At 64.1% G+C, this 23643-nt stretch carries 26 protein-coding genes, 1 tRNA gene and 1 pseudogene; 8 read left to right on the top strand and 20 right to left on the bottom strand.

Annotated features, from left to right (window positions below):
• The 6 genes from R5H30_RS21095 to gspD all read right to left on the bottom strand — a co-directional run.
• Positions 1 to 214 (bottom strand): transposase (locus R5H30_RS21095; RefSeq protein ID WP_318330736.1); only part of this gene is annotated, 214 nt, incomplete at its 3' end.
• A gap of 74 nt (positions 215 to 288) precedes the next feature.
• Positions 289 to 789, bottom strand: coding sequence for a DUF3299 domain-containing protein (locus tag R5H30_RS21090; protein ID WP_318330733.1), 501 nt, complete (start codon positions 787 to 789; stop codon positions 289 to 291).
• A gap of 223 nt (positions 790 to 1012) precedes the next feature.
• On the bottom strand, positions 1013 to 2635 hold the full coding sequence (locus tag R5H30_RS21085) for a M28 family peptidase (RefSeq protein ID WP_318330731.1): 1623 nt from the start codon (positions 2633 to 2635) through the stop codon (positions 1013 to 1015).
• Between the two features lie 224 nt (positions 2636 to 2859).
• Entirely contained in the window at positions 2860 to 4071 is a 1212-nt protein-coding gene (locus tag R5H30_RS21080; RefSeq protein WP_507028654.1) for a type II secretion system F family protein, read from the bottom strand.
• Positions 4068 to 5513, bottom strand: a complete 1446-nt coding sequence (locus tag R5H30_RS21075) for a GspE/PulE family protein (protein WP_318330729.1) — start codon at positions 5511 to 5513, stop codon at positions 4068 to 4070. Before R5H30_RS21075 ends, R5H30_RS21080 begins: the two co-directional genes overlap by 4 nt.
• Entirely contained in the window at positions 5506 to 7386 is a 1881-nt protein-coding gene (gspD, locus tag R5H30_RS21070; protein ID WP_318330727.1) for a type II secretion system secretin GspD, read from the bottom strand. The genes R5H30_RS21075 and gspD overlap by 8 nt, the downstream gene beginning before the upstream one ends.
• Before the next feature lie 22 nt (positions 7387 to 7408).
• Here gspD and R5H30_RS21065 point away from each other — a divergent pair, with 22 nt between their 5' ends.
• The gene (locus R5H30_RS21065; RefSeq protein WP_318330726.1) at positions 7409 to 8206 is read left to right on the top strand and encodes a tetratricopeptide repeat protein; all 798 of its coding nucleotides are present in this window, start codon (positions 7409 to 7411) and stop codon (positions 8204 to 8206) included.
• Here the strand turns inward: R5H30_RS21065 and R5H30_RS21060 are convergent.
• From R5H30_RS21060 to gspG, 7 genes are read right to left on the bottom strand one after another with little or no spacing between them, the layout of a single operon-like run.
• Complete coding sequence (locus R5H30_RS21060; protein ID WP_318330725.1) at positions 8203 to 8706, bottom strand: type II secretion system protein M; 504 nt, start codon at positions 8704 to 8706, stop codon at positions 8203 to 8205. The two genes, R5H30_RS21065 and R5H30_RS21060, sit on opposite strands and share 4 nt — an antisense overlap.
• Positions 8703 to 9848 (bottom strand): type II secretion system protein L, encoded by a 1146-nt coding sequence (locus R5H30_RS21055; RefSeq protein ID WP_318330724.1) that lies wholly within the window; start codon positions 9846 to 9848, stop codon positions 8703 to 8705. The genes R5H30_RS21060 and R5H30_RS21055 overlap by 4 nt, the downstream gene beginning before the upstream one ends.
• The gene (gene gspK / locus R5H30_RS21050; RefSeq protein ID WP_318330723.1) at positions 9845 to 10753 is read right to left on the bottom strand and encodes a type II secretion system minor pseudopilin GspK; all 909 of its coding nucleotides are present in this window, start codon (positions 10751 to 10753) and stop codon (positions 9845 to 9847) included. The genes R5H30_RS21055 and gspK overlap by 4 nt, the downstream gene beginning before the upstream one ends.
• A gap of 26 nt (positions 10754 to 10779) precedes the next feature.
• Positions 10780 to 11361, bottom strand: coding sequence for a type II secretion system protein GspJ (locus R5H30_RS21045; protein WP_318330722.1), 582 nt, complete (start codon positions 11359 to 11361; stop codon positions 10780 to 10782).
• Complete coding sequence (locus R5H30_RS21040) at positions 11358 to 11726, bottom strand: type II secretion system protein (protein ID WP_318330721.1); 369 nt, start codon at positions 11724 to 11726, stop codon at positions 11358 to 11360. The genes R5H30_RS21045 and R5H30_RS21040 overlap by 4 nt, the downstream gene beginning before the upstream one ends.
• Positions 11711 to 12151: a prepilin-type N-terminal cleavage/methylation domain-containing protein gene (locus R5H30_RS21035; protein WP_318330720.1), complete on the bottom strand. Its 441-nt coding sequence runs from the start codon at positions 12149 to 12151 to the stop codon at positions 11711 to 11713. Before R5H30_RS21035 ends, R5H30_RS21040 begins: the two co-directional genes overlap by 16 nt.
• Positions 12136 to 12591, bottom strand: coding sequence for a type II secretion system major pseudopilin GspG (gspG, locus tag R5H30_RS21030; RefSeq protein ID WP_318330719.1), 456 nt, complete (start codon positions 12589 to 12591; stop codon positions 12136 to 12138). The genes R5H30_RS21035 and gspG overlap by 16 nt, the downstream gene beginning before the upstream one ends.
• Positions 12592 to 12711: 120 nt before the next feature.
• Here gspG and R5H30_RS21025 point away from each other — a divergent pair, with 120 nt between their 5' ends.
• Positions 12712 to 13440 carry a prepilin peptidase gene (locus tag R5H30_RS21025; protein WP_318330718.1) on the top strand — a complete coding sequence of 243 codons (729 nt, stop codon included), beginning with the start codon at positions 12712 to 12714 and terminating at the stop codon, positions 13438 to 13440.
• A 1-nt stretch (position 13441) separates the two neighbouring features.
• Here the strand turns inward: R5H30_RS21025 and R5H30_RS21020 are convergent, their stop codons facing one another.
• From R5H30_RS21020 to R5H30_RS21010, 3 genes and pseudogenes are all read right to left on the bottom strand, one after another.
• Complete coding sequence (locus R5H30_RS21020) at positions 13442 to 14068, bottom strand: type II secretion system protein N (RefSeq protein WP_318330717.1); 627 nt, start codon at positions 14066 to 14068, stop codon at positions 13442 to 13444.
• 249 nt (positions 14069 to 14317) lie between these two features.
• A pseudogene (locus tag R5H30_RS21015) lies at positions 14318 to 15147 on the bottom strand (IS5 family transposase); the annotation flags it as partial.
• 9 nt (positions 15148 to 15156) lie between these two features.
• Positions 15157 to 15321, bottom strand: coding sequence for a hypothetical protein (locus tag R5H30_RS21010; protein WP_318330716.1), 165 nt, complete (start codon positions 15319 to 15321; stop codon positions 15157 to 15159).
• Between the two features lie 20 nt (positions 15322 to 15341).
• Between R5H30_RS21010 and R5H30_RS21005 the strand changes: the two genes are divergently transcribed.
• The gene (locus R5H30_RS21005) at positions 15342 to 15677 is read left to right on the top strand and encodes a hypothetical protein (RefSeq protein ID WP_318330715.1); all 336 of its coding nucleotides are present in this window, start codon (positions 15342 to 15344) and stop codon (positions 15675 to 15677) included.
• 75 nt (positions 15678 to 15752) lie between these two features.
• Here R5H30_RS21005 and R5H30_RS21000 read toward each other — a convergent pair.
• The 4 genes from R5H30_RS21000 to R5H30_RS20985 all read right to left on the bottom strand — a co-directional run bounded on the left by R5H30_RS21000 (position 15753) and on the right by R5H30_RS20985 (position 19481).
• Positions 15753 to 15829 (bottom strand) — tRNA-Arg (locus R5H30_RS21000).
• A 68-nt stretch (positions 15830 to 15897) separates the two neighbouring features.
• A complete protein-coding gene (locus R5H30_RS20995) occupies positions 15898 to 17298 on the bottom strand; it encodes a sensor histidine kinase (RefSeq protein WP_318330714.1) in 1401 nt (466 codons plus the stop codon).
• 15 nt (positions 17299 to 17313) lie between these two features.
• Positions 17314 to 18735: a dihydrolipoyl dehydrogenase family protein gene (locus tag R5H30_RS20990; protein ID WP_318330713.1), complete on the bottom strand. Its 1422-nt coding sequence runs from the start codon at positions 18733 to 18735 to the stop codon at positions 17314 to 17316.
• Positions 18732 to 19481, bottom strand: a complete 750-nt coding sequence (locus tag R5H30_RS20985) for a TVP38/TMEM64 family protein (protein WP_318330712.1) — start codon at positions 19479 to 19481, stop codon at positions 18732 to 18734. The genes R5H30_RS20990 and R5H30_RS20985 overlap by 4 nt, the downstream gene beginning before the upstream one ends.
• Before the next feature lie 317 nt (positions 19482 to 19798).
• On the opposite strand from R5H30_RS20985, the gene rpmH reads away from it, so the two are divergent.
• The 5 genes from rpmH to R5H30_RS20960 all read left to right on the top strand — a co-directional run bounded on the left by rpmH (position 19799) and on the right by R5H30_RS20960 (position 23170).
• Positions 19799 to 19933 (top strand): 50S ribosomal protein L34, encoded by a 135-nt coding sequence (gene rpmH / locus R5H30_RS20980; RefSeq protein ID WP_318330711.1) that lies wholly within the window; start codon positions 19799 to 19801, stop codon positions 19931 to 19933.
• Between the two features lie 23 nt (positions 19934 to 19956).
• Positions 19957 to 20382: a ribonuclease P protein component gene (gene rnpA / locus R5H30_RS20975; RefSeq protein WP_318330709.1), complete on the top strand. Its 426-nt coding sequence runs from the start codon at positions 19957 to 19959 to the stop codon at positions 20380 to 20382.
• A complete protein-coding gene (gene yidD / locus R5H30_RS20970; protein ID WP_318330708.1) occupies positions 20379 to 20609 on the top strand; it encodes a membrane protein insertion efficiency factor YidD in 231 nt (76 codons plus the stop codon). The genes rnpA and yidD overlap by 4 nt, the downstream gene beginning before the upstream one ends.
• 61 nt (positions 20610 to 20670) lie before the next feature.
• The gene (gene ttcA / locus R5H30_RS20965; RefSeq protein ID WP_318330707.1) at positions 20671 to 21519 is read left to right on the top strand and encodes a tRNA 2-thiocytidine(32) synthetase TtcA; all 849 of its coding nucleotides are present in this window, start codon (positions 20671 to 20673) and stop codon (positions 21517 to 21519) included.
• Between the two features lie 103 nt (positions 21520 to 21622).
• A complete protein-coding gene (locus R5H30_RS20960) occupies positions 21623 to 23170 on the top strand; it encodes a putative bifunctional diguanylate cyclase/phosphodiesterase (RefSeq protein WP_318330706.1) in 1548 nt (515 codons plus the stop codon).
• Positions 23171 to 23643: the final 473 nt, after the last annotated feature.

Here is a 23643-nt window from a genome sequence, read left to right as displayed (position 1 = left end):
GCCGGAGCGCCATGCCGAACAGCACCTTCATCGAAAGGCACGTCTGAATGGCGGCATCGCTGTAGCTCTGCTGGCGGCCACGCCTGCCTGAGGGCGCGGCATCCCAGCTCATATTGGGGTCGAACCAGATCGTCAGCGAGCCCCGGCGCTTGAGCGCTTCATTGTAGGCCGGCCAGTTCCTGGTCCTGTAGGTCGGGGGTGTAGGTCTGCTCATGCATCCCAGCTACCACGCTGGATTCACGAGATGAATCCCTCACGCGATTTGTGCAACAGAGCCCAGACCGCGCGTCAATCCGGTTCGAATTCCGTCACCTCGTCAGCGGTAATAGTGTAGCCGACCGGGGCATAGAGCGTGTTCGAGATCTGCGCGGTGAGCGTTCCGGTCACGTGCACGGCAGAGAAAAGGCGTCCATCGGCGTAGCCGGAGTCGTAATCTACCAAAGCCATCTGGTTCGGAGGTGGAGGCGGCACGTGAACGCAGGCGCCAAAATAGGGCACAAGCAGAAAGCTCTTGACCGAGGTGCCGTCGAAGTCGATGGGCACCACGAAACCCGGTATGCGAATGCGCTGTCCATCGAATTCGAGAGACAGCGTTTCGCCCATCTCCTTGTCGATCATCTGCGTTGCGGTGCCGTGTGAGACTGAACCGCTGAGCGCCGACATGCGGGCGCCGGCGGGCAACAGGTCGGGCCACTCGATATCGATCGGCGTACCCGCCCGCGCGGCATGCCATGGAAACGCAGAGCCCAGTGCAAGTCCGGCAATGCAGGAACGTCGCGAGATCTTCATTCGGTTTTATCCTCCTGTTTCGAGCCTGGCTCGCCTTCGCCATTCTGCCATCTGTCGCGACGACTGGGAACATTTGGGATGGCGTCAATCATGGCGGGGAAGTCATCTTGGCCGGGGTGCCGCTGCGGTCATGGTGCAGCTGCTTGGGCGCGGCTGGTCGGTGCCTCAAAGCGACATTCCGGGCCGAGACCCGGAATGTCCTATGGTGCGTATGGATCGGCGATCACTTGGTGAAGAAATGCCCGGTCTGCTCCATGATGCCGTTTTCGTACTTCCGGAGCGCCTTGCCGGCGGACTTGAAGTTGCCCTTGCCTTCGACGCCGTTGATCTCCGACGTGTTCATCGCATAGTAGAGCGTCGATGCGGCCACCGCGTCAGCGTTTACCGTCAGCGCCTTCTCGCTGATGTTGTCGAAGGTGTCGCAGGCCAGGTGATAGCACTGGTCGAGCTGCTCACCGACCACGCCGCCCCAGATCGCCGCTTCTTCTTCGGTCTTCAGCTCTTCGGCACCCGTGAACAGTCCGCCCGCCGGGATGCCTGCCAAGGTGATGAACGGGCCATAGTCCGAACGGCCGCTGAAGTCGGTGCCCTTGTAGGGTTCGCCGATGCCTTCGTAGAAACGCTCGAAGAAGGCTTCGATCTGGGCGGAACCCTCTGGCCCCGGACCTGCGCCTTCACCGTCGGAATCGTCGCCGTCATAGATCTTGAAGACATAGTTCGGCGATCCGATCATGTCGAAGTTCAGGTAGAGAGCGATCTTCAGTATCGTCTCGTCGCCCTCGTCGAAGAATTTGTTGATCAGGTCATTGACGTAGAACGTCGATCCGATCAGGCCCGACTCTTCTGCCCCCCACCAGGCAAACCTCACCTTGTTGCGGACGTCGGCCTTGGCCATCTGAATCGCGGTTTCGAGGATCGCGGCAGTTCCGGATCCATTGTCCTGAATGCCCGGTCCAGCTTGCACCGAGTCGAGGTGAGCTCCGACCATCACGACATTGTCGGGATCACCGCTGCTGGTTTCGGCCAGCACGTTGGTGGTCGTGAAGGGGCTGCGCAGGGTGCTGGTGGAGATCGCGAGCTCGAGCCCGGGCGTACCGGCAAGTTCGGCACCGAGATCGAACGGCATCGACACCACCGGCAAGTCGCCGACGTATCCGTCCGACAGCGTGCCGCCGAACAGCGGTTCGCGACCGGCAGTGCCTTGGTTGAAGATGATCACGCCAATCGCACCGGCAGCCTCAGCATTCTCGGCCTTGAGCTGGAACGTGCAGGCGCCGCGCTGGATGAGCGCGATTGTTCCGGCCGCGAAGCCGGCGAAATCCGCGACTTCACATCCGCTTGTCGATGCAGCCGGATCCCCGAGCGACAGGTCGACCGGTGTCACGGCCCCGGAAATTGGAACATTCCCGGTGCTGCCCGAGTAGGACATTGTCAGGAAATCATCCCCGTAGACGTAGGTCGTCGGAGCGGGGCTGATCTGTTCAAGCGTCGCGAGGGCCAGTTCGGCGTAGATCACGAAATCGAAGGGCTGCACCACCGGGTCGTATCCAGCAGCGGTCAGCTGTTCGACGACGTAATCGACCGAGGCGTCATACCCCGGAAAACCCGAGGCGCGGATGCCGCCGCTTTCGTCGGCGATCTGTTGCAGGGCTTCCTGGTGGCGACGGACGCCTTCATAGCTTACGCAGTCCAGCAGCTTGTCGATATTGTTGTTGCTGCGGTTGGCGCAGGCATTCGCATTGGCCTTGTTCGGGTTCGCATTCGCGCTGGCTTCTATCGGCAATGTCATCATCGCCGCAGCGCTTACCCCGAGCCACACGCTGGCGGCCAATCTACCAATTATCATGGATAGTCCTCCCAGTTACGAAATGCACTGAACCGCGCCCTTTCGCTTGCCACTGGCCGAAGTTCACACACGTCGTTGACGCATTTTTTACTTTCACACCTCGACCACAATGTTCCGAGACTAGGCGCGCCAGGGATTCGGCTCAACTATTTTAAGTTGAAGAAATGCTGCCTCTGCCTACCTTTACGCTACGGAACCCACCAATTCATCGGTTTTGGAGCCATCTAAAGTTGAATCGCCGACTGCATATCGAAGATCGGTAGCAGGACGGACAGGACGATCGTGAGCACGAAACCGCCGATCACCATCATGAGGATCGGATCGATCAAGGCCGCCAGCCGCTTACGGTCGTTGATCAGCCAGGTTTCAACGAGCACGGCAGCACGTTCCGTCATGATCGCGACGCGCGCCGATTTCTCTCCCGCCTCGACGAGTTGTGCTGCGATCCGTGGCACGAAACTCGTCTCCGTCAGAGCCGTCGAGAGTGACGCACCTTCTTCGATCGCGCGGGTGACGGCGAGGCTCTCCTTCCGGAACTTCCCGATACCGAGGACGTCTGTGGCGCTTTTGACACCTTCGACAACGGGCTGACGGCTGCCGATGACCAGCGCCAGGGTGCGCAGGTACTGGCTGGCGGCCTCCAGCGTCATGAGGCGGCCCACCACCGGCAACCGAAGCAGGAACGTCCGCCATCGGTCGCGGACATCGGCACGTCGCAAAAGAATGGGAATGCCAATCAGCATCGCGGCCAGCCCGGCGATCAGCCAAATGGCATTTGCACCGATCCAGCCGGTCGCCGCCAGCATGAACCTTGTCAGCGGCGGCAATGGCCTGCCGGTCGCCTCGAACATTGCGGCAAGCTGCGGGGCGACAGTCACCATCAGGATGCCGCAGACCAGCAACGATACTGCCGCTACGAAAGCCGGGTAGATCAGCGCTGTCGCCAGCGCGGCACGATCGGTGCGGCGGGTCTCTAGATGGGTGGCAATGGTCTCGAAGACAGCGGGCAGATCGCGCGACGTCTCGCCGGCACGAACCGCCGAGATCACGTAAGGTTCGTACCCCGAGCCGCCCCGTGCCAGAGCTTCGGACAATGGTGCGCCTTCGAGGACATGAGACCTGATCCGCGCCGCGACCTGATCGATGACGCTGCCCTCTCCAGCCTCGCGAAGAATCGACAGGACCTCGTCGACCGGCAGACCCGCCGAAAGAAGTGATGCCAGCTGTCGTGCGAAAATCGCCTGCAGATCGCTATCGAGGCGGCGTTGCCTGCGGCCCAGGCTGTGGCCCCGGCTCTCGGACCCGGCAACAATTTCTTCGGGGAACAGCCCGTCGCGCTGCAAGCGCCTGTAGGCGTCGGCACGGTCCTCGGCATCGATCTGCCCGCTGCGTTTCTTGCCCTCCGCGGTGTAGGCGCGGTAGCTGAACGTTGTCATGCCCGCGCCCCGAGGGCACGGTCCACCTCGGCCAGCGTGGTCCGAACTTGGGCTACGTGCCGCAAGGCTTCGCGCGCCAGCGTTGTGCCGTGGCGGCGTGCGAGCACACGCAACTCGGTTTCGCTTCCGGCCCGCTCGATGGCGCCGCGCAGATCGTCATCAATCTCGACGATGTCGTAGATGCCGATCCGCCCCTTGTATCCAGAATTGCCGCATTTGGCGCAGCCACCGGCCTCGGCGACGAGGTCCGGCGGATCGACCCCCTCGGCGGAGAAGGCGGCGGCTTCCGTCTCGTCAAGCGGACGTCGGCTGCTGCAGTCTGCGCAAAGAAGACGCAGCAGACGCTGGGCGATCACACCACGTAACGTCGCGGCGATGAGATAGTCCTCGAGACCGAGATCGCGCAGGCGTACAACTGCACCGACCGCCGTGTTTGCGTGCAGCGACGAAAAGACCAGGTGGCCGGTCAGCGCCGCCTGCCCGGCAATCGCCGCGGTTTCCTGGTCTCGGATCTCGCCCACGAGGATCACGTCGGGATCCTGCCGAAGCGCCGCGCGCAGACCGGCGGCGAAGGTCATCCCGATGCTGGCGTTGATCTGGGTCTGGTTCAGCCCGTCGACATGGTACTCGATCGGGTCTTCCACCGTGATCAGGTTCCGCTCGGCGCGATTGGCGAGCTTGAGCAGGCTGTAGAGGGTCGTGGTCTTCCCGCTGCCCGTCGGTCCTGTCGCCAGGATGATCCCGTCGGGGCACCCGGAAAGGCGTTCGAGAACCGCGATCTGCTCCGCCGAAAGGCCAAGGTCGCCCAACGGCTTCAGCCCGGCATTGCGGTCGAGGATCCGAAGCACGACACGTTCACCGAAATTGCCCGGCAGTGTCGACACCCGCGCGTCGATCGCCCGCCCGCCGACGCGCAGCGAGATGCGCCCGTCTTGTGGCAGGCGCGTCTCCGCGATGTCGAGCCCGGCCATGACCTTGAGGCGTGATACCACCCTCGCCACCGGCACTTCGCGCTGGTCGAACATGTTGGACAGAAATCCATCGAGCCGCGCGCGCACCCGCAGCCCGTTCTCATGCGGCTCGAAATGCAGGTCCGATGCGCCAATGTGGACCGCCTTCCGCAGCAGCTGGTTTACGAGGCGGATTACCGGTGCGTCCGAGGTGTCCTCGAGCAAATCCCGCGCCGGTACAAAGTGGTCTTCCGCATCGTCGAGTTCGAATAGCACGTCGCCGCCGTCCGGCGTGTCTTTGCCGTAAATCTCCGCGATCGCCCGTTCGAATTCGTCGGCTGCCATCCGCACGGGCGTCAGCCCTGTAAAACCACGCCGCAGGATTTCGCGCATCCCGAAGCTCGTCGCGCCGGGACCGATCAGAAGATTGCCGTCGTCGACGGCAACCTGTTCCGAGCGTGCAAATCCGAAGGGAATGTTGCGGCTATTCAATCCGGCCCTCCCCGAACCGCAGCGGGGTCGGGAGAGCAGGAAATTGGCGCTCACGCGCGACGCTGTCAATGAACCCGGCATCGAACGGCTGGTTCAGGTTCGCACCGTCATAGGGAAAGCGGCCATCGGGCACGGCGGGATACTTTCCGTCCGAGAGCGGCTGGATCAGGTCACTGGCTCGCCGCGCGTCCCGTGCCGCCTTCCGGCTGAGCCGCGTCGCCTCGGCGTCATTCGAGATGATATGCGGCCGGAGCATGACCAGCAGAACCCGCTGATCGCTGCGCGCGCTGCGACCTCGGAAGAGATTGCCGACCAACGGCAGATCGCTGGCGCCCGGCACGCGCTGGCCGACCGACCCGTTGCCGTCCTCGATCAACCCGCCAAGCATGATGACCCGTTCGTCGTTGACGATAACGTTGGTGCGGATCGACCGCTTCGAGGTAATCTCACCGCCCGCGTCCGAGGTGCTGTTGGTCAGGTTCGAGACTTCCTGGTTGATGGCCAGCCGGATCGTGCCGTCGATTGTGATCTGCGGCACTACGCGCAGCGTCAGGCCGACATCCTGGCGGTCGATGGTCTGGAACGGCTGGTTGGGCACTGCGCTGTCGCCTACCGTCGAGAACGAACCTGTAACGAAGGGCACGTTCTGCGCGACCACGATCTCGGCTTCCTGATTGTTTAGTGTCAGGATCGACGGCGTCGACAGGACGCGGGTCGTGCTCTGACGGCTGAGCGCGGTCAGAAAGCCTACGAAACTGTCATCCCCCGAAGTCGCCTTGGCACCGAAAAAGCCGCCACTGCCGAGGTCGGGCACGTTCTTGCGACTGACGGAACTCAGAACCCCGCTTAGAGTCTGGCGTCCGTCGAAGGAGAATTGCGCCCCTCCCGCGACGGCATCGTTGAGAACGGCCGCGAACTGGACCGAAAGCTCGGCAAAATTCTGCACCGAAAGCTCAAAAATCAGCCCTTCGATGAGCACCTGGCTGGGTCGAAAATCGAGCGCCTGAATGGATTGCACGATGGGCCCGACCCGGTCGGTCGGCGCCGAGACGATCAGCGAATTGGTCTGCGTGTCCGCGACGATGGTCACTGCCTGCGGCTGTGCCTCATCGCCCTCGCTGGCAAGGTTGCCGAAGCTGCGGCTGATCACGTCAGCCAGCTGCGTGGCATCGGCGTAGGCCAGACGCACGACCCGAGTGGCAATCGAGCGCTGCGGCGTGTCGAGTTCGTCAACAAGCTGGCGAACCCGGTTGCGGAAGGTGATCGGCCCGGACACCACGACCGTGTTGGCGCGGCCGTCAGCAGAAATCGTGGCACCTGCTGGCGCCAGATCGAGATTGAGAACGGTCTGCGCGATGTCCCCGGCATTGCCATTTCTCACCCGGATCGTTTCGACGGCATCGCCGTTGCTGCGATCAAGGCTCGAAATCACGCCCTGGATCTTCGAGAAGTTCTGTGCCCGGTCGGAAATGATTAATAGTTGCGAGCCTTCGACCACCGACAGCACCGCCTCGCTGGGAAGGATTGGGCGTATCACCGAGGCCACTTCGTTGACATCCGCGTTGCGCAGCTGAATCACCCGGGTCTCGAACCCGCCGGTCGTGCGCGCGCGGCCCGCAAGACCGCTGGCGTCGTTGATCGGCACAATCCGGTCGGCATCAATGCCCGACACGATGGTCAGCCCGTTAAGTTCCAACACGTTGAGAAAAATTTCAAACAGGGCCTGGCTAGACACGTTCTGCGGCGCCACGACATTGACGCGCCCGGTGACCGATGGGTCGAGCACGAAGGCGCGCCCGGTTTCTTCCGCGACGATGCGGACAAAACCCTCGAGGTCCACGTTTCGCAGGTCGAGACCGGCTTGCGCACGCACGCTTCCACTCGCCATGATGGAAATGGCAAATGCCACCAAAAGTGTTCGTATCATCTGCTGCCCGATCCCGCATTTTGCGTGGAGTTTTATTGCAGACACTATCCATGCAAACGCCAAGCCTGTCTATCCTACATTCCCGCGCGTCATATTCGGCAAGATACCGCTTCCGGCGATGCCAGCGCGCAACGTACAAGGAAATAGTCGCGCAGAACGCGAGAAAACGGTCGACCGATGCACAGCAAGGCTCTTACGGTCGATGAAAAAAGAAAGAGCATCGAGGACAGGCATGACACCTAAATTTCGACTTTCGTTTGCCGTTGCGGCAATGGTATCCGGCATGACGCTCGCATCGTGCAGCGGCGTGGGAGGCAGTGGCGGTAGCGACCGCGGCTTTCAGGCGAGTTACTTCTCGGCACGATCGGCACTCGAGGCCGGCAACTACGACAGCGCCGTCACGCGCTACGACCGCATGCTGACCGAGGCTGGACCTCTGGAGTCCCGGCTGCGGCTCGAGATGGCGCACGCGCTACTGCGCTCGGACCGTTACGCCGAAGCCTCCGAACAGGCACGACAGGTCGCGTCGTCCCACGAGGACAATCGCCGGGCTGCGGCGCTTTCGGTCGTCGGAACCGCCGAACATCGTCTTGCACAGGAAGCAATGTCGCGGAACGATTTCGGCCCAGCGACAGTCGCCCATCTGCAACGTGCGCAAGCCGCGTTCGCGGAGTTACTGAAAACCGCGCCCGACCTCGATCCGCTGGGCAGCATGGCCGAACGCAAGGCTATGGTAGATGCCTCGCTGAAGAGGCTTGGCGCCTAGGGCGAAGCGACCGGCGAAAGCTCAAGCGACACTGCAACCAAGCCGGCCGACTGACCGGCAGAGATTCGCAGGCCCGCGATCTCGTAACCGAGCGAAGGTCTTAGTAGTTCCATGAAGCGCGCGGCGTCCTGAAACAGCACGTCCTCGAGCCGAAGCACGACCCGGTTCCCTTCTGCGTTCTCAAGCGTGACCACCTGCCGACGCAGACCGGCCTCGGTTAATGACGCCTCGAGGCCAGACAGCCCCGCCGGTGCAACGGACAGGGCGCCGCTCGTCTCTGCGACCCCGGATTGCGCCAGCCATTCGTAGTGGCGCGCCGATACCCAGGCCTGTTCGGCCTGCACCTCCGACAGCATCGAAGTTGCACGATCCCGCGCCTCCTGCAACGGGACCGCCACAAGAAACCAGAGCGCCAGCGCGATGGCCGGCACCATGAGGCCCAGCAGCATCCTCTCGCGGGCGCTCAGGTTTTCGAGATGTTTAAGCACGTCTTTGCTCATCGCGCTTGCCTCGGGTCGGCGGAGACATCGATAACCGCATCGACCCCGCCAGCTTCCAGCGCACGCAGAGTACCGGCGCGCGCGTCGAGTTCCAGGTCCCGCAGTTCCGCGACCAGCATGTCGGCAGCAGCAAAATTCGGCGCGACGACGGCAACGGAAAAACCATGCTCGGGCGCGAAGTCGATGCGACGCACATCGACGCCCTGACCGAACAGTGCGACCGTGATGCGGCTCAGAGTATCAATCGTCTCCGCGGCCCGATCGTGCCCTTCCGGCGATTGTGACACCTCAAGAGCGCGTGTCACCTGCTGTCGGATGTCGAGCACCGGGCCCGACGGCACAAGCCCTTCGCGCAGCAAATTGACCGTTTCAGCTTGCGTCCGGGCTGCAGCGCCCGCCAGTTTCCGGGTCTCGATCACGACACCTGCCGCCCACAGCGCGAAGGCCAGTGCGGCGATGACTGCTGCAGCCGCCCACCACGCGGCACTGCCCGACCCGCTGCCAGACGCCATTTCCGTGTCTCCGCGCAGATCGAACTCCAGCTCGCCGTTTGCAAAGCGCGCCGCCGCGTCCGCCGGTTCCACCTCGGGCTCGACACCGGCCGCTCTGAGGATACCGTGAACATCGCGGACCACGCCGGGGTCGACGGCGGCCCGCGTTACACCAGCGTCGACCAGAACCCTTTCAAGAAGCTCAAGGCCGACGGCAATCGGCGCGCTGAAACCGTCCCATAGACCGAGGCGCACCAGCAGCCTATCCTCCGCCTGCACAATCCGAACTTGGTTCTCGGCGCCCGACAGCGTCAGAAAGTCGGGCAGGATCGCCTGACACTCCGCGGCCCGCGCAATCTCGGTGTCCCGCCAGTCGCGCCGTCTAGCCACGTCGCACACGATCGCATGCGTCCATTGCCTGTCCTGGCCAAGAGGCAGTACGTGCAGGGTATCGTCCCGTACACCGATGCGGTCGGAAAGCTGCTGCCGGACGATTCGCATCCGCGCGCTCCCCGTAACGCCGGCCGGCAAGTCGAACCGATAAACCGGCGCAAGGTGACCGGGCAGCGCCGCGACGAACGAGGTCGCGCCCGCCGGCGGCATGCCATCGATAGGAACGACGACGGCCTCCCTGCTCCTGCCCGCGCTCATCCGGTGGTCTCAGCCCGGCTGGAGAACACGGTGACTCGCCGGGTTTCAGGATCACGATGCAGGATCGTGCGTGCGCGGTGCGACAGGCCGTCGTACCGCGTGTGCGTCTCGACCTCGAACCATTCGGACTGCACGCCGAGCAGGTGAAGAGCAAGTTCCGTCGCTGCTAGCGGACCTGCGAGACCTTCCACGGCCGATCGGAACTCCGAGACGTCCTCAAACGGACGGGAGCTGCGCAGCGCCACTAGCGCTTCAATCACCTCAAGCTCAAGTCCCGTTACGGCGGCGAGGACATCCCGCACTGCAGTGTTTACATTGACTGGCCGCGACCTCGGAAGAACCGAAAGATCCGCACGGAAATTCCCCGTATCCGGCCCGGTCAGTCCATTGATTTCGGTGAACTGGCCGGAACTCGTCATGTCACCTGGCTGGAAGTTCTCTGCCGCCGCTGGATCAAGGATCGCTCTGGTCGATGGTTGCTCCGCGGCGAAGCGATCGACAACTCGCTGCACGAGATCCGGCGCGACGGCGCGCGACCGGGCAAGCCTCTCAAGCGCCGCCGTCGGCGCATCGCTAGAGCCGCCGAGCAGGAGGTTCAGGTTGAACCGGGCTTCGAGATCTCGAACTGTGATCGCGACAGTTCCACCCGCAACTTCCGCCGGGTAGCTCTCGAGCGCCCAGCCTTCGCTGCGGTGATCGACAGCGGGACCGTCGAGATCGTCCACCAGAAGCTTGATGGACAGCAATCGCCCGGCATGGGACATCGTATCCGCCCTGTCGCGAGCGTGTTGCAGGGCGAGGTGCTCGACGTCTTCCACTGCATGGATCATCAGTTCCGCTGCGACCGTCGAAAGCGCCATCACGATCACCAGAACGTTTACTAACACGAAACCGCGATCTCGCATGGAGCCACCGTATTTCCGCCCTCCCGTCATCGCGCCGCGAGCACCCTGATCTCGCCGAGCGGTCTTGCGCCGAAGGTGATTTCAACGGCAAGCGGCAGTTCCCAAGGTTCAGGCGCGCGCCAGTTTCCGGGCGGGAGCCATCCGTCTTCAGCCGTTCGGACCCGCACACTCCAGCCTTCCAGCCTGTCGAGCATGGCAGCGGTCTGCGCGCGCCCCTCGTCGAGGGCTGCGTCCGTGCTGCGTGACAGCGTCCCGGTCACTACATCGAACTGCCACGTGACGATGCGAAGCGAAGGTGATTGTCGCGCTTCTCCGCCGTCGTCCGACAGGATGGAAAACCGGAGCGTCCGGCCACCGTCCTCGACCCGAAAACGAGCATCTTGTCCCCCGACATCCGCCACGGGTGCGCTGTGCTCGATGTCGCGCCGGAAGACAGCCGAGACCGCTGCAAGCTCTTCCGCGCGGTCGCCCGCGCCGACGATCCGGGTACGGTTGTCGAGGGCTCCGGCAAGCAACTGCAGCGACATCACAGACAAAAGAGAAAACACCGCCATGACGGCGGTCAGTTCCAGCAGGGTCGCGCCGCGGTCTTCGGGTACCGCCGTCATCGCAGTGACCTCGCTGCGCGGTAGGTTGTCAGGACTGAACCCCCGCCGCCGTTGACCGGCCGCGCATCTATCGTGACCTCTTCGAAGCCCCCCGAGGTCTGTGCGACCTCTGTCCGTAGCTGCCAGTCGCGACCGGCAAATCGAACGCGGTCGGGAAGTCCGGTATCGCCAAGCTGAAGAGCAACCGCATGGTTTCGCGCCACCATCCCCGCAAGCACACGGTCCTGATTGGCGGCACTTGTCGTGGCAGCCTCGCCGAAGACCCGAAACAGGCCGACTGTCGCAATCGACAACACCAGGATCGCAATGAGAACCTCGACCAGCGACAGGCCATCGTCTCCGAAGGGCTTCACCGTAATGCGCATCGAGGCAACCCGCCGTCTGCCGCCCGGCACAGTACCGCGCCTGAGCCATCCTTGAAACTGACATCGAAAGCGTCGATCCGACCATCATCGTGAAAGCGAACGGAACGCGCCGTAGACTCTGCCCGGGCGTCGGAGATCGAACGGGATCCGATCTCGCTCCAGTCTCCCGACGCGTTCGCACGAAGTCGGGTCCAACCGTTGCGACGGATCTCGAGCGCGTGATCAATCCCGGACAGCATCGCCAGACGCCGTATGTTTACCGCTTCGGTCCGGAAGACTTCTGCCGCACGCGCGGCCCCTGAGCCCCCGCCTGAAAAGATCAATGACGCGCCGATCGCCAGGATGGAGGTGACGGCCACGACCGCGAGCAATTCAATCAGGCTGAAGCCCGAGGTTGATGCCTTGGCCCTCAGTCCGATGTCCACGATCCGATGTCCGTGTTCATGCCGTCGCCCCCCGTCGCACCGTCGGCACCGTAGCTGAATACGTCGAACTCGCCGTGTACGCCGGGCGACAGGTACTGGTAGTCGCCACCCCATGGATCCTTTGGCAGCCGGTCGATGTAACCGCCGTCGGTGAAATTCGCCGGAACAGGGTCGCGCGTCGGCTTTTCGACAAGCGCCGAAAGCCCCTGCTCAGTCGTCGGGTAACGGAAATTGTCGAGCTTGTAGAGTTGCAGCGCGTTCTCCAGCACCGCAATGTCGGCTTGCGCGCGCGCGACACGAGCCTGGTCCGGCCTGTCGATCACCCGCGGAACGATCACGAGGGCAAGGATCGACATGATCACGACGACCACCATCAGTTCCAGCAGGGAGAACCCGCTATCCCGCGCTTCTTCCCGTTCGGATACTGTCGCCTTCGCCACTTGCGCCTCGCCTCACACCCTGTTGGAACGCACCATAGCCATCCGCCCAACACCCAGCAAGGCAAGCTGGAACCGTCTCGGCAAGCCTGCCGTTGCGGCAAGCCGGACCGTGGCGAACGCATGAACGGCGAGGCCGCCTTCTCCCTATGGTTGCTACTGCTTGGGCCGGTCGCGGGATCCTACGTGACGGCACTTGCGGACAGGATTTGCGACGGCCGCTCGGTGATGGCGCCCCGGTCGCATTGCGATGCCTGCGGGCAAACGCTCGGCGCGCGCGACCTTGTGCCGCTGCTGTCCTACGCCTGTCTGCGCGGCCGTTGCAGGTTCTGCGGCCATCGCATCCCGCCGCACCTCTTTTTCGGCGAAGTTGCAGGGCTTGCGGCTTCCGGACTTGCACTGGCCTTCTCGCATTCGATCACCGAACGCGGCGTTGCGGCACTGTTCCTGTTCCTGCTTATCGGGCTATTTCAGGCGGACAGGTCATGTTACCGCCTGCCGGATACCTTCACAGTGCCACTCTTTGTGGTCGGTGTCGGTCTAGGCGCCCTTTATCTGCCGCTTTGGCAGGTCCTGCTGGCTGCAGTGACAGGGCCGGTGGCGCTCTGGCTCGTCGCCCGTATTTACGAGCAAGCGCGGGGCCGACCCGGTCTGGGATTTGGCGATGTCAAGATTATGGGCGGGCTTTCCGCGGCTGTCGGCCTGTCCGGCATACCGTGGATCACGCTTGTCGCCGCTTCGGCGGCCTTGCTGGTGGCCCTTGTGACCGACCGACGGTTCCGGGCCGGTCGACGTCAGCCCTTCGGCTGTTATTTGGCAGTGGCCGGCGCGCTGGTCTGGCTGGCACGCTAGGTCATTCCGCTCGCGGCACCCATCCTCGAGCCTGGCGTTCCTCTTCCGCCCGGCTCAGAACGGCAAGGATCTCGTCCGGACTCATGTTCTGATAGACGATTTCCTGCGTCTTCGGACGCGGCGCGGTTCGCGGATTAGACCGCGCCTGCGGCTTTGCCTCGAAGGCCGCGATGTCGACGCGGTCAGTCTCGCTGAAAGTTATGTTGAGGGTCTCTCCTGCCAGCACGACATCAACCCCTTCGGCATAAATCTTTGCGATCCGCGCCGCACCGTCGACCTTATCGCCCTCGCGCACGAGCAGGTCGCCGCCCTCCCCCGACAAGATCGCCCAGCGCATCAGGTCTGAGGCGACGACGCCCTTAAGCCGGTAGTCGAACCGCGGCTTTTCGGGCATCGGGCGTTGCGCGTCGACGACCGGTTTAGGGCTTGTCGGGACGCCGAATACCGGAAGGAAAGGCTGGCCGGAACCAGCCTGACGCCGGTCGCCGCCTTCAACCCGTCGTTCAAGAACGGTGTCGGTGCTGTCCCGACCCGCGACAGCGTTCGAGACATCTGGCGCACGGATCGCTTGGACAAGGTGCATGGCGGCCAATGCGCAGGCAACACATGCCACAAGAATTGTGGTCATAGGGAGTAGGCGCTTCATTCCGCTACATTACCCTTGAACGGAGGGCTTGCCCATGGCGTGTCGCATTACGCCTCGCAACGGACGTGCAGCAGTGAAAGAGGAACCCAATTAAGCATTAAGTTCAATTTCAGCTTCCGCCAATAGCTCCAACAAACCTCGGATTTTCGGAGAATGGCCAGTTCCCAACCTTCGCGAGGCTCTGTTGCACAAATCGGCTGAACACGGAGGTTCCCCTTTCCCCGGACGTACTTATCCCACAGCTTCCGTAACGGGTATGCCGAGCGCGGTGTAGCCGTTCAGGACGGCGATGCGGACCTGGAGTTCAGCGACCTGACGGTCGAAGTCCCGCGCCATAAGCCGCTGCCCCAGCAACTTCACACAATGCATCCAATCGTCGGGAAAACGGTCCCCCGGATCGTTTTCTGACCCTCCTCATATCTCGACGCCGCTTCGGCGGCGGTATCCGCTCCATCGTCGCCAGAGCGCGCGGCCCAGGTATTTCGCCGCCCGCCGGGCCTCGTTTCGCGCCACGGCTCCGGCGGTGATGGTCTTCCAGGGCTTCGCGTTCTTGCGGGGCGGGATGACGGCATGGGCGCCGCGGTCGGCAATGGCGTCGTGGCATTTGCGTGTGTCGTAGGCACCGTCGGCGGTGACGCTGCGGATCCGCTCGTCCGCCGGGATCTGACCGAGCAGGTCGGGTAGCACAGGGGCATCACCGATGTGGCTCCCTGTGATCTCCACGGCCCGAACCTCCAGCGTTTCCTCATCAATCCCCAGATGGATCTTGCGCCAGACCCGCCGTTTCGGGCCGCCATGCTTGCGGGCGTGCCACTCGCCTTCGCCCTCGACCTTGATGCCAGTGCTGTCGATCAGCAGGTGCAGCGGCCCCTTGGACCTGCGATACGGTATGTTCACAGCCAGGGTCTTCTGGCGGCGGGACAGGGGGCTGAAGTCAGGCACCGTCCAGTTCAGGCCGAGCCGCAGCAGACTTCGATGAAGCCGGTTGTCTGCCGGAGCGCCATGCCGAACAGCACCTTCATCGAAAGGCACGTCTGAATGGCGGCATCGCTGTAGCTCTCCGCCCAACTTTACCCACCCCTTCCCAACCCCAGAATAATCTCCCGCTGCGCATCCGCCGACACGGGCATGTAGCTCGACACCGTCGTGGCCACGTTGGAATGCCCGAGGTTCTGCGACCAGGCTTTGAAGGTCTCGCGCGTCGGGCAAAGCTTGTCGCCGTGCAGCGTCAGCACAGATCCTCAAGACATATGCAGTGGATCTGCATCACACCTTCGAGGTAGATGTCGTCAATGGAATTGACGTGAATGCACCCGCCAGCGAAGCGGGCCACGTACCACTCAATGTCATGGTCGACTCGTTCTACGCGAACGTAGTGCTGCCGATCGGGGTGGTTGCTGACGGCCTGGTAGAGCTCGACAAAAGCCTCATCCTTCAACCTATGGATGAAGCCCTCGTCTGTACCTGCTATCAAGCCAAGCATTTGGATTCTCTCGCATCTGTCGCTGGCGACGCGGATGCGGGCCATGCAGAGCAAGGGTGCGGCAAGCGAATCCCGAAAGTAAGTAGGCATCTGGTTACTGCGCAATGATGCAAGTAGCACGCAAGTAGAGCGAAGCCGCTGTTTCGCTACTATGCTGTAACCTACTGATATCTTTGGGCTAAGTGGCGGACCGAGGAGGATTCGAACCCCCGACCCCTTGATTCGTAGTCAAGTACTCTATCCAGCTGAGCTATCGGTCCACGCGGCGGGGTTTAGTGGTCCCCGCAGGCTTATGCAAGCCGATTCTGCAGGATTTCCGCGGCGTCGTTCATTGCGCGGCCGTGCGCTCGAATCCCTGGCCCTTGGGCAGGCGGATCACGAAACGCGTTCCGTCAGGACCGGTTTCGCCCAGCTCCAGCGTGCCACCGTGGCCGCGCACCAGTTCCGAGGAGATCGCGAGGCCGAGACCGGCGCCGCCCTTGCGGATGCCGCCCTGGAAGGCGGTGAAGAGGTGCGCCTTGGCCTTCGGCGGAAGTCCCGGGCCGGTGTCGGAGACCTCGATGCGCCAGTTGTGATCGTCCTCGTCGGCGGCGATGTGGATCTGTCCGGATGCGCCGCTGGCGACGATCGCCTGCCGCGCATTGCGCACCAGGTTCGACAACACGCGGTAGAGCTGCTCGGCGTCGGCCCGCAGGACCAGGTCGCGCGGCACGCTGCGCTCGAAGCTCAGGTCATCCGGGCTGGCGGCGAGCCTTTCGCCGGCCACGACATCCTCGACGATGTCGACCAGGCGCACGTGGCCCAGCGTCGGACCGGGCTCCTCGGCCTTGCCGAAGGCGAGCGTGCTCTCGCACAGGTGCACCGCGCGGGTGATCGAGCCGACGAGCTTTGGCGCCATGCGCTTGACCAACGGGTCCTCGGAGGCCTCTAGGCGGTCGGCGAACAGCTGCGCCGAGGTGAGGATGTTGCGTAGATCGTGGCTGATCTTGCTGACCGCGCCGCCGAGCTGGGCGAGGCGTTCCTTCTGGCGCAGGGCCTGGGTGAGATCGGTCTGCATCGTGTTCAGCGCTTCCTCGGCGTCGCGCAACTCGGTCACCCGGGCCGTCGGCACGATGATCCGGCGCGCGTCTTCCGGCGCCTCGGAGTAATTGCGCATGTGCGCCACGACGCGCTTGATCGGCTTGAGCAGGAAGGCGCGCATGGCCAGGAACAGCAGGAAAGCGGTAAAGACCGAGATCACCGCCGACAGGATCAGGATGCGGATGCCGTAGTCGATCATGGCCGCGCGCATCGGCGCGGTCTCCATGGTGATCTCGATCAGCAGCCCGGCGTCGCGGACCGGCGCACCGAGGACGCGCACGATCTCGTTCTCCGGCCGCCAGAGCTGCGACAGCGCATCGCGGATCAGGACGGGCGGCGTGTTCTCGCGCATGTCGAAGGTTCGCGCCACGGGCGACGGCAGCTCGGAGGCCAGCACGAGCTGTCGCGCCTCGTCGCGACGCAGCACGACGTTGTAGACGCCGGCGTTTTCCAGCAACTCCTCCTCGAGCGCGTTGTCGATCATGTCGTCGGCCAGAAGCACGAGCGAGGCGATCTGCGCCCGCTCCAGCCGGTTCATAAGGTAATCCTCGCGGAACCGCGCGATCGAGGGCACGAAAATCAGCACCTCGGCCAGCATGACGAAGACCGTGGTCAGAAGAGCAAGGCGTCCGGAAAGGGAGTGCAGCATGGACCTCTCAGATCTTCACGGGATCCTGCGTTGGACGAACCCGACGACCCGCTTGATCAGAGGATTATCAAACAAGCGCGGGCTGAAATAGGCCCCCGCGACACGTTTGTTGATTTCGCCGTAGGTCGGGTAAGGGGCGACCATGCCGGCAACCTGGCTCATCTTGAGCCGGTTGGCGAGCGCCAGCGCCCAGAGCGAGATCTGCTCGCCCGCCCCGTGCCCGACGATGGTGGCCCCGACCGGGCGGCCCGAGACCACCATGACCTTGATGTGGCCGCGGGTGTGATGCTCGGCGATGGCGCGGTCGTTCTCGTCGTAGGCGAATGTCGCAATCTCGACCCGGCCGCCATATTCGGCCCGCGCCTGCGCCTCGGTCAGCCCGACCTGCGCCAGCTCCGGATCTGTATATGTGCACCAGGGGATATGTGCGGTCTTCGCCTTGGCCGGCAGAGCGAAGAGCAGTGACCTGATGATGACCGACGCGTGGTAGCCCGCGACATGGGTGAATTGCAGCCCGCCGGCAGCGTCGCCGATGGCGTAGACGCGACGGTTCGAGGTGCGCAGCGTGTCGTCGACCTCGATTCTGCCACGATCCGACGTCGCGATGCTTGCCTTTTCGAGGTCCAGCCGGTCGGTGTTGATCTTTCGCCCGACCGCGACCAGCAGATGAGATCCCGAGAACCGGCGCCCGTCCTCGGCGGTGACCTCGATGGCGCCGGATTTGCCGGAGACCTCGGCGACCTTGGCGCCTTCCTCGATCGCGACCCCTTCGGCGCGCAGCGTCTCGAGCACGACGGAGGCCATCTCCGGATCGTCCTTGCCAAGCGACGTCTCTCCTTCGATCACCGTCACCCGGCAGCCGAGCCGCACATGCGCCTGGGCCATTTCCATTCCGATCGGCCCGCCACCGACGATCAGCAGGTGCTCGGGCTTCTCGCGCTGATCGAAAAGCGTTTCATTGGTCAGGTAGGGTACGGTGTCGAGACCGGGGATCGGCGGCACCAGCGGAGAGGAGCCTGTGGCGATGACGATACGACGCGCCTTGATGACGGTTTCCCCGGCCTGAACTTCCTCGGGCGAGATGAAACGCCCGTATTCGCGGATCACGGTGACGCCCAGCCCTTCGAACCGCTCCTGGCTGTCGACGGGTGCGATTTCCGCGATCACGCCTGCAACGTGCTCCATGACCTTGGCGTAATCTGCCTCGCCCGGAGCATTCGCGACACCAAATCGCTCTGCATGGCGTTGGCCGTGCGCGGCCTTGGCGGCGGCCAGCAAGGCCTTGGAGGGGACGCAGCCGTAGTTCAGGCAATCGCCGCCCATCTCGTGACCTTCCAGCAGGACGACGCGCGCGCCCATCTGCACCGCGCCGGCGGCAACGGAAAGCCCGGCGGAGCCCGCCCCGATGACGAGGATATCGGTCTCGATCCGGCTCATGCGCCTGGCCCTTTGCGACCGGTGACCACCTTGATCGCGACCGGCAACAGTGCCAATGCCGCCAGCGCCAGGAGCGGCAGCAGGATGCGCGGCTCGAAGACGATGCCGAGGTCAGGCGTGCCGCCCTGCTCGAAGACGCTGCCGAGCCCGGCCCCGACCGAGGCATAGACCAGCGCGCCCGGAATGATGCCGAGGAAGGTCGAGAGCGCGAACCGGTAAAGCGGAACGCCCAGAAACGCTGGGATCAGGTTGGCGACGAAAAACGGGACGATGGGGACGAGCCGGATGAAAAAGAGCATCGACCACTGGTTCTCGTCGAGTCCGCGCTTGACCTTGCGCACCGCCCCTTCCGAGGCATCCATGCGCGCACGCAACCGATCGCCCAGCCCGTGCCGCGCCGCTAGGAAGATCACGCAGGCGCCCAAAGTGGCGCCGATGACACTGAAGAGCGCCCCGGCCAGCGTGCCGAACAGAAAGCCGCCGGTCAGGGTCGCTACCGTGGCGCCGGGCAACGAGAACCCGACGATGATCACGTAAGCCGCCACGAAAGCGAGCACGGTCAGCACGAAGTTGTCGTCGCGGTAGGCCAGCAGCGCCTCGCGGTTCTCGCGCAGCGTCTCGAAGCTCAGCGTGTCGCGCAGCAGGAAGAAGCCGAAAATCGCCGCGACGAGGATCGCGATCAGCGGCAGGTTCCGAAGCAGCGCCGATGCCCCGCGCGACTTGCTGGTGTGCGTCGTCTCTGCCATGTGTCCATGCTTTCCTTGCAGCGCCCGCGAGGCGTTGGTTGCGATATTCCGCCTAGATGACGCGCTTGTCGCGTCGGCGATAGCCACATCACGCGTCGTTGATCGCGGGTGAAACTCTGTTTCGACTCCGAAAACCTGCCCGCCGGCCCGGCGCGCGGCACACCGTGCGCGACGCGGGGTCATTCGTTGCGAAAAGCGCCGAAAGCACATCCGAAGGGTTTGACTTGACCGGCGCTCCGCTTTAGAGGACGGGCTTCGAATGACATGAGGCCGCCTGTGATTCCGCGCGGGTCTCGCCAAGAATCGGAGACGGAGCGATGAAACGCACCTATCAACCCTCGAACCTCGTGCGCAAACGGCGCCACGGCTTCCGTGCGCGCATGGCGACGAAGGCCGGCCGCAAGGTGATCAACGCGCGTCGGGCGCAGGGCCGCAAGAAACTCAGCGCCTGAACCTGACCTGACGGTCTGACGACATGACACCGCCGGAGACGCCCGCGACAGCCCCAGACGCTGCCGGGGATGCGACTCCGGCGGTTTCTTCGCGTTTGGCGACCCTCAACCGTCGTGCCGATTTCCTGCGCGCCGCGCGTGCGGCGCGGGTGGCACGACCGGGCTTCATCCTGCAAATGCACAACCGCGCCGATGGAGAGGCCGAGGGGATCCGCGTCGGCTTTACCTGTTCAAAGAAGGTCGGCAATGCCGTCGCACGCAACCGGGCCAAGCGCCGGCTGCGCGAGATCGCCCGGATCGTGTTGCCGCGCGCCGGTCGCGACGGCTGCGATTACGTGCTGATCGGTCGGCAGGGCGCCACCGCGACGCTGCCTTTTGGGCAGCTGGTCCGGGATCTCGAAGGCGCGGTGGCCAAGGTACACGCGCCGCGCCCGGACCCCTCCCGATGAGCCCGCTCGCCCGCCTGGTGTCCCTGCCCGTGCATGGCTACCGCCTGCTTCTCAGCCCCTGGGTCGGGCACAACTGCCGCTTTCAGCCCACCTGCAGCGCTTACGCGCTCGACGCGCTGGAGCGCCACGGGGCCCTGCGCGGCGGCTGGCTTGCGCTGCGCCGCATCGGGCGCTGCAATCCGTGGGGCGGCTCGGGATACGATCCGGTGCCCGAGCGGCGCGACTAGGCGCGCCCTTCCGCCGCTGCCGGCAAGACGTTATAGCGGGCCAAGCCACCGAGGAGCCGACATGCTCGACGACGCCGACGACATCCACCCGCTGTTCCAAGGCGCCCCGCGCACGACCGAGTTCCGCAAGCTGCGCAAGCGCATCGTTCGCAACGTGCGCGAAGCTGTCGAGCAGTACGGGATGGTCGCCGCGCCCGACGGCACCCGGCCGCGCTGGCTGGTGTGCCTCTCAGGCGGCAAGGACAGCTACACGCTGCTTGCCGTGCTGCACGAATTGCAATGGCGCGGTCTGCTGCCGGTGGACCTGCTGGCCTGCAACCTCGACCAGGGCCAGCCCGGTTTCCCGGCGACGGTGCTGCCGGCCTTTCTCGAACGGATGGGCGTGCCGCATCGCATCGAGTACCAGGACACCTACTCGGTCGTGGTCGACAAGATCCCGGCCGGGCGCACCTTCTGTGCGCTCTGCTCACGGCTGCGTCGCGGACACCTCTACCGAGTCGCGCGTGAAGAAGGCTGTTCGGCTGTCGTTCTCGGCCATCACCGCGACGACATACTCGAAACCTTCTTCATGAACCTCTTCCACGGCGGACGGCTGGCCACGATGCCGCCGAAGCTGGTCAACGAGGAGGGCGATCTTTTCGTCTACCGCCCCCTCGCCCATGTCGCCGAGGTCGATTGCGAGAAGTTCGCGGCAGCGATGGACTATCCGATCATCCCCTGCGACCTCTGCGGCAGCCAGGACGGGCTGCAACGCCAGCAGGTCAAGGCGATCCTCGACGGCTGGGAACGCAACAGCCCGGGACGCCGGCAGGTGATGTTCCGGGCGCTGATGAACGCCCGCCCGTCCCACCTGCTCGATCCGGCGCTTTTCGACTTCCAGGGCTTGTCGCTGAAAACCGAAAAAATTTAGCGAAATCCGACCCTAAAATCGCCCGCGCGTTAACTGCGGTCTCATGCGGCGTGCCTAGATTGCCGGCATCTCCAAGTCGGATCGATCCGTAAAGGGTACTGGCATGACGCAAAATACCGCCCGCGGCTGGAAAACCCTGCGCGGAAGGCTGGCGGATTTTCTCGTAAAACCCGCGGTTCTCGCCTGCCTGCCCATGGTGTCGCTGGCCGGGTACTGGGCCTGGGGCGAGGTTGCGCTATCTGCCCTCGCCGCTGTCCTGCCGCTGGTCTATCTCGTCGTCTGCACGTCTGAAGCGGTTGCCGCCGCGGCGCCGGACCGCGATCCGCTGACCGGGCTGATGCCGCGCGTCGACTTCGAGGAACGTGTCGGCATCGTGCAGCGCGCCACCAAAGCGAGGGGCCAGCTTTCAGCGGTTTTCCTCGTCGAGGTCGACGACTACGCCGCCCTGCGCGACCGGTACGGGCAGGCAGCCGCGGACATGATCGTCAAGCGTTCCGGCGAACGTATCGGCACGGTGCTGCGCGACGACGATTTCGCGGCGCGTATCGGCGACTGCCGCTTCGCCGGTTGCCTCGTGCCGCGGCGCCAGCTCGACCTCGAGACCTGCATCCAGATCGCGGGGCGGCTCCAGACCGCGCTGGAGGAACCGATCCCGCTCGACGGCGCAGCCGTCTACGTGACCTCCTGCGTCGGCTTCTGCCAGCATGCGCAGCTGCGTGACGGGGCCGATCTCGGCTGGCTCGACGCTGCCGGGATCGCGCTGCGCGACGCCCAGCACAACGGCCCGGGGTCTATCCGCGCCTTCACCGCCGAGATGCGGCGGCGCACGATCCATCATGCCGAACTGCGAGAAGATGTCGCCGCGGCTCTCGAGCAGGGACGCATAAAACCCTGGTTCCAGCCGCAGATATCCACCGACACCGGACAGGTGACGGGGTTCGAGGCGCTCGCGCGCTGGCATCATCCGGACCGCGGCCCGATCCCGCCAGCCGATTTCATGCCCGCGATCGAACAGGCCGGCCTGATGGAACGCCTCGCAGAGGTGATGATCTACCACTCCTTCACAGCACTGAAGGCCTGGGACGGGGCCGGTTTCGACGTGCCGCAGATCGGCGTGAACTTCGCCGGTCCCGACCTCGCCAACCCGCGCCTCGTGGACAAGATCCGCTGGGAGCTCGACCGCTTCGACATCGAACCGTCACGGTTCGCGGTAGAGGTTCTTGAAACGGTGGTGGCGCGCGCGCCCGACGACGTGGTGACGCGCAACCTTCGCGGGCTCAGCGACCTCGGCTGCCGCATCGACCTCGACGATTTCGGGACCGGTCACGCCTCGCTCGGCGCGATCCGCCGCTTCTCGATCGGCCGGATCAAGATCGACCGCTCCTTCGTGCTGAAATCGGATCGCGATCCGGAGCAGCAGAAAATGCTCGGCGCGATCCTCACCATGGCCGAAAGGCTCGGCGTCGAAACCCTGGCCGAAGGTGTGGAGTCGGTTGGCGAACACGCCTACCTGTCGCAGCTCGGATGCGACCACGTCCAGGGGTTCGGGATCGGAAAACCGATGCCGTTCGACAAGACGCTGGACTGGATCGCCGCGCACAATGCCCGACTCGAGCAAACGCCCCGGCTGCTCGGCAACAGCGGTCTCTAGCAACGCGTCGGCGCGATCTGGTTCCAGTCTGCGCAAGGGCGGTGCGCCACACCGCCCGACATCGCGTCAAGAGCCGGAAACCCTTCCTCCGGCCCGCGACGTCGCGAGCTGTGTACGACGGCTTTAATGGGTTCTCGAACTTAGCCAGGGTGAGAAAGTCCGCTCCGACTTGGTTCTGCGTGACCATACCGCCAGACTTTGTCACACGCCTGCAATTCCGCCGGATTGTCGTCTGGATACACCCGCTGCGCAGGCGGCGTCATACACCCAGAACGCCACATCTGAACCTCAGCCTGGCGCAGGCGGTACCAGGCGAAACCCCACGCCTCAGCGTCAGTGCACTGCACACGCGCGATCGGGCAGATCCTTCGCACTCCGGTCGGACTCATCCGTGCCACCCCGAATCGGCACGCGGGCCGTCCGGAGATACCAGGCGCGCAGGCCGCCCTGCTTCGCCCGAACGAGGTCAAATG

This window comes from Roseobacter sp. FCG-D35 (assembly GCF_033436665.1).
GTDB lineage: Bacteria > Pseudomonadota > Alphaproteobacteria > Rhodobacterales > Rhodobacteraceae > JAWQFO01.
Note: the sequence above shows the minus strand (reverse complement) of the source record. Positions and strands in the feature narration are given on the sequence as shown.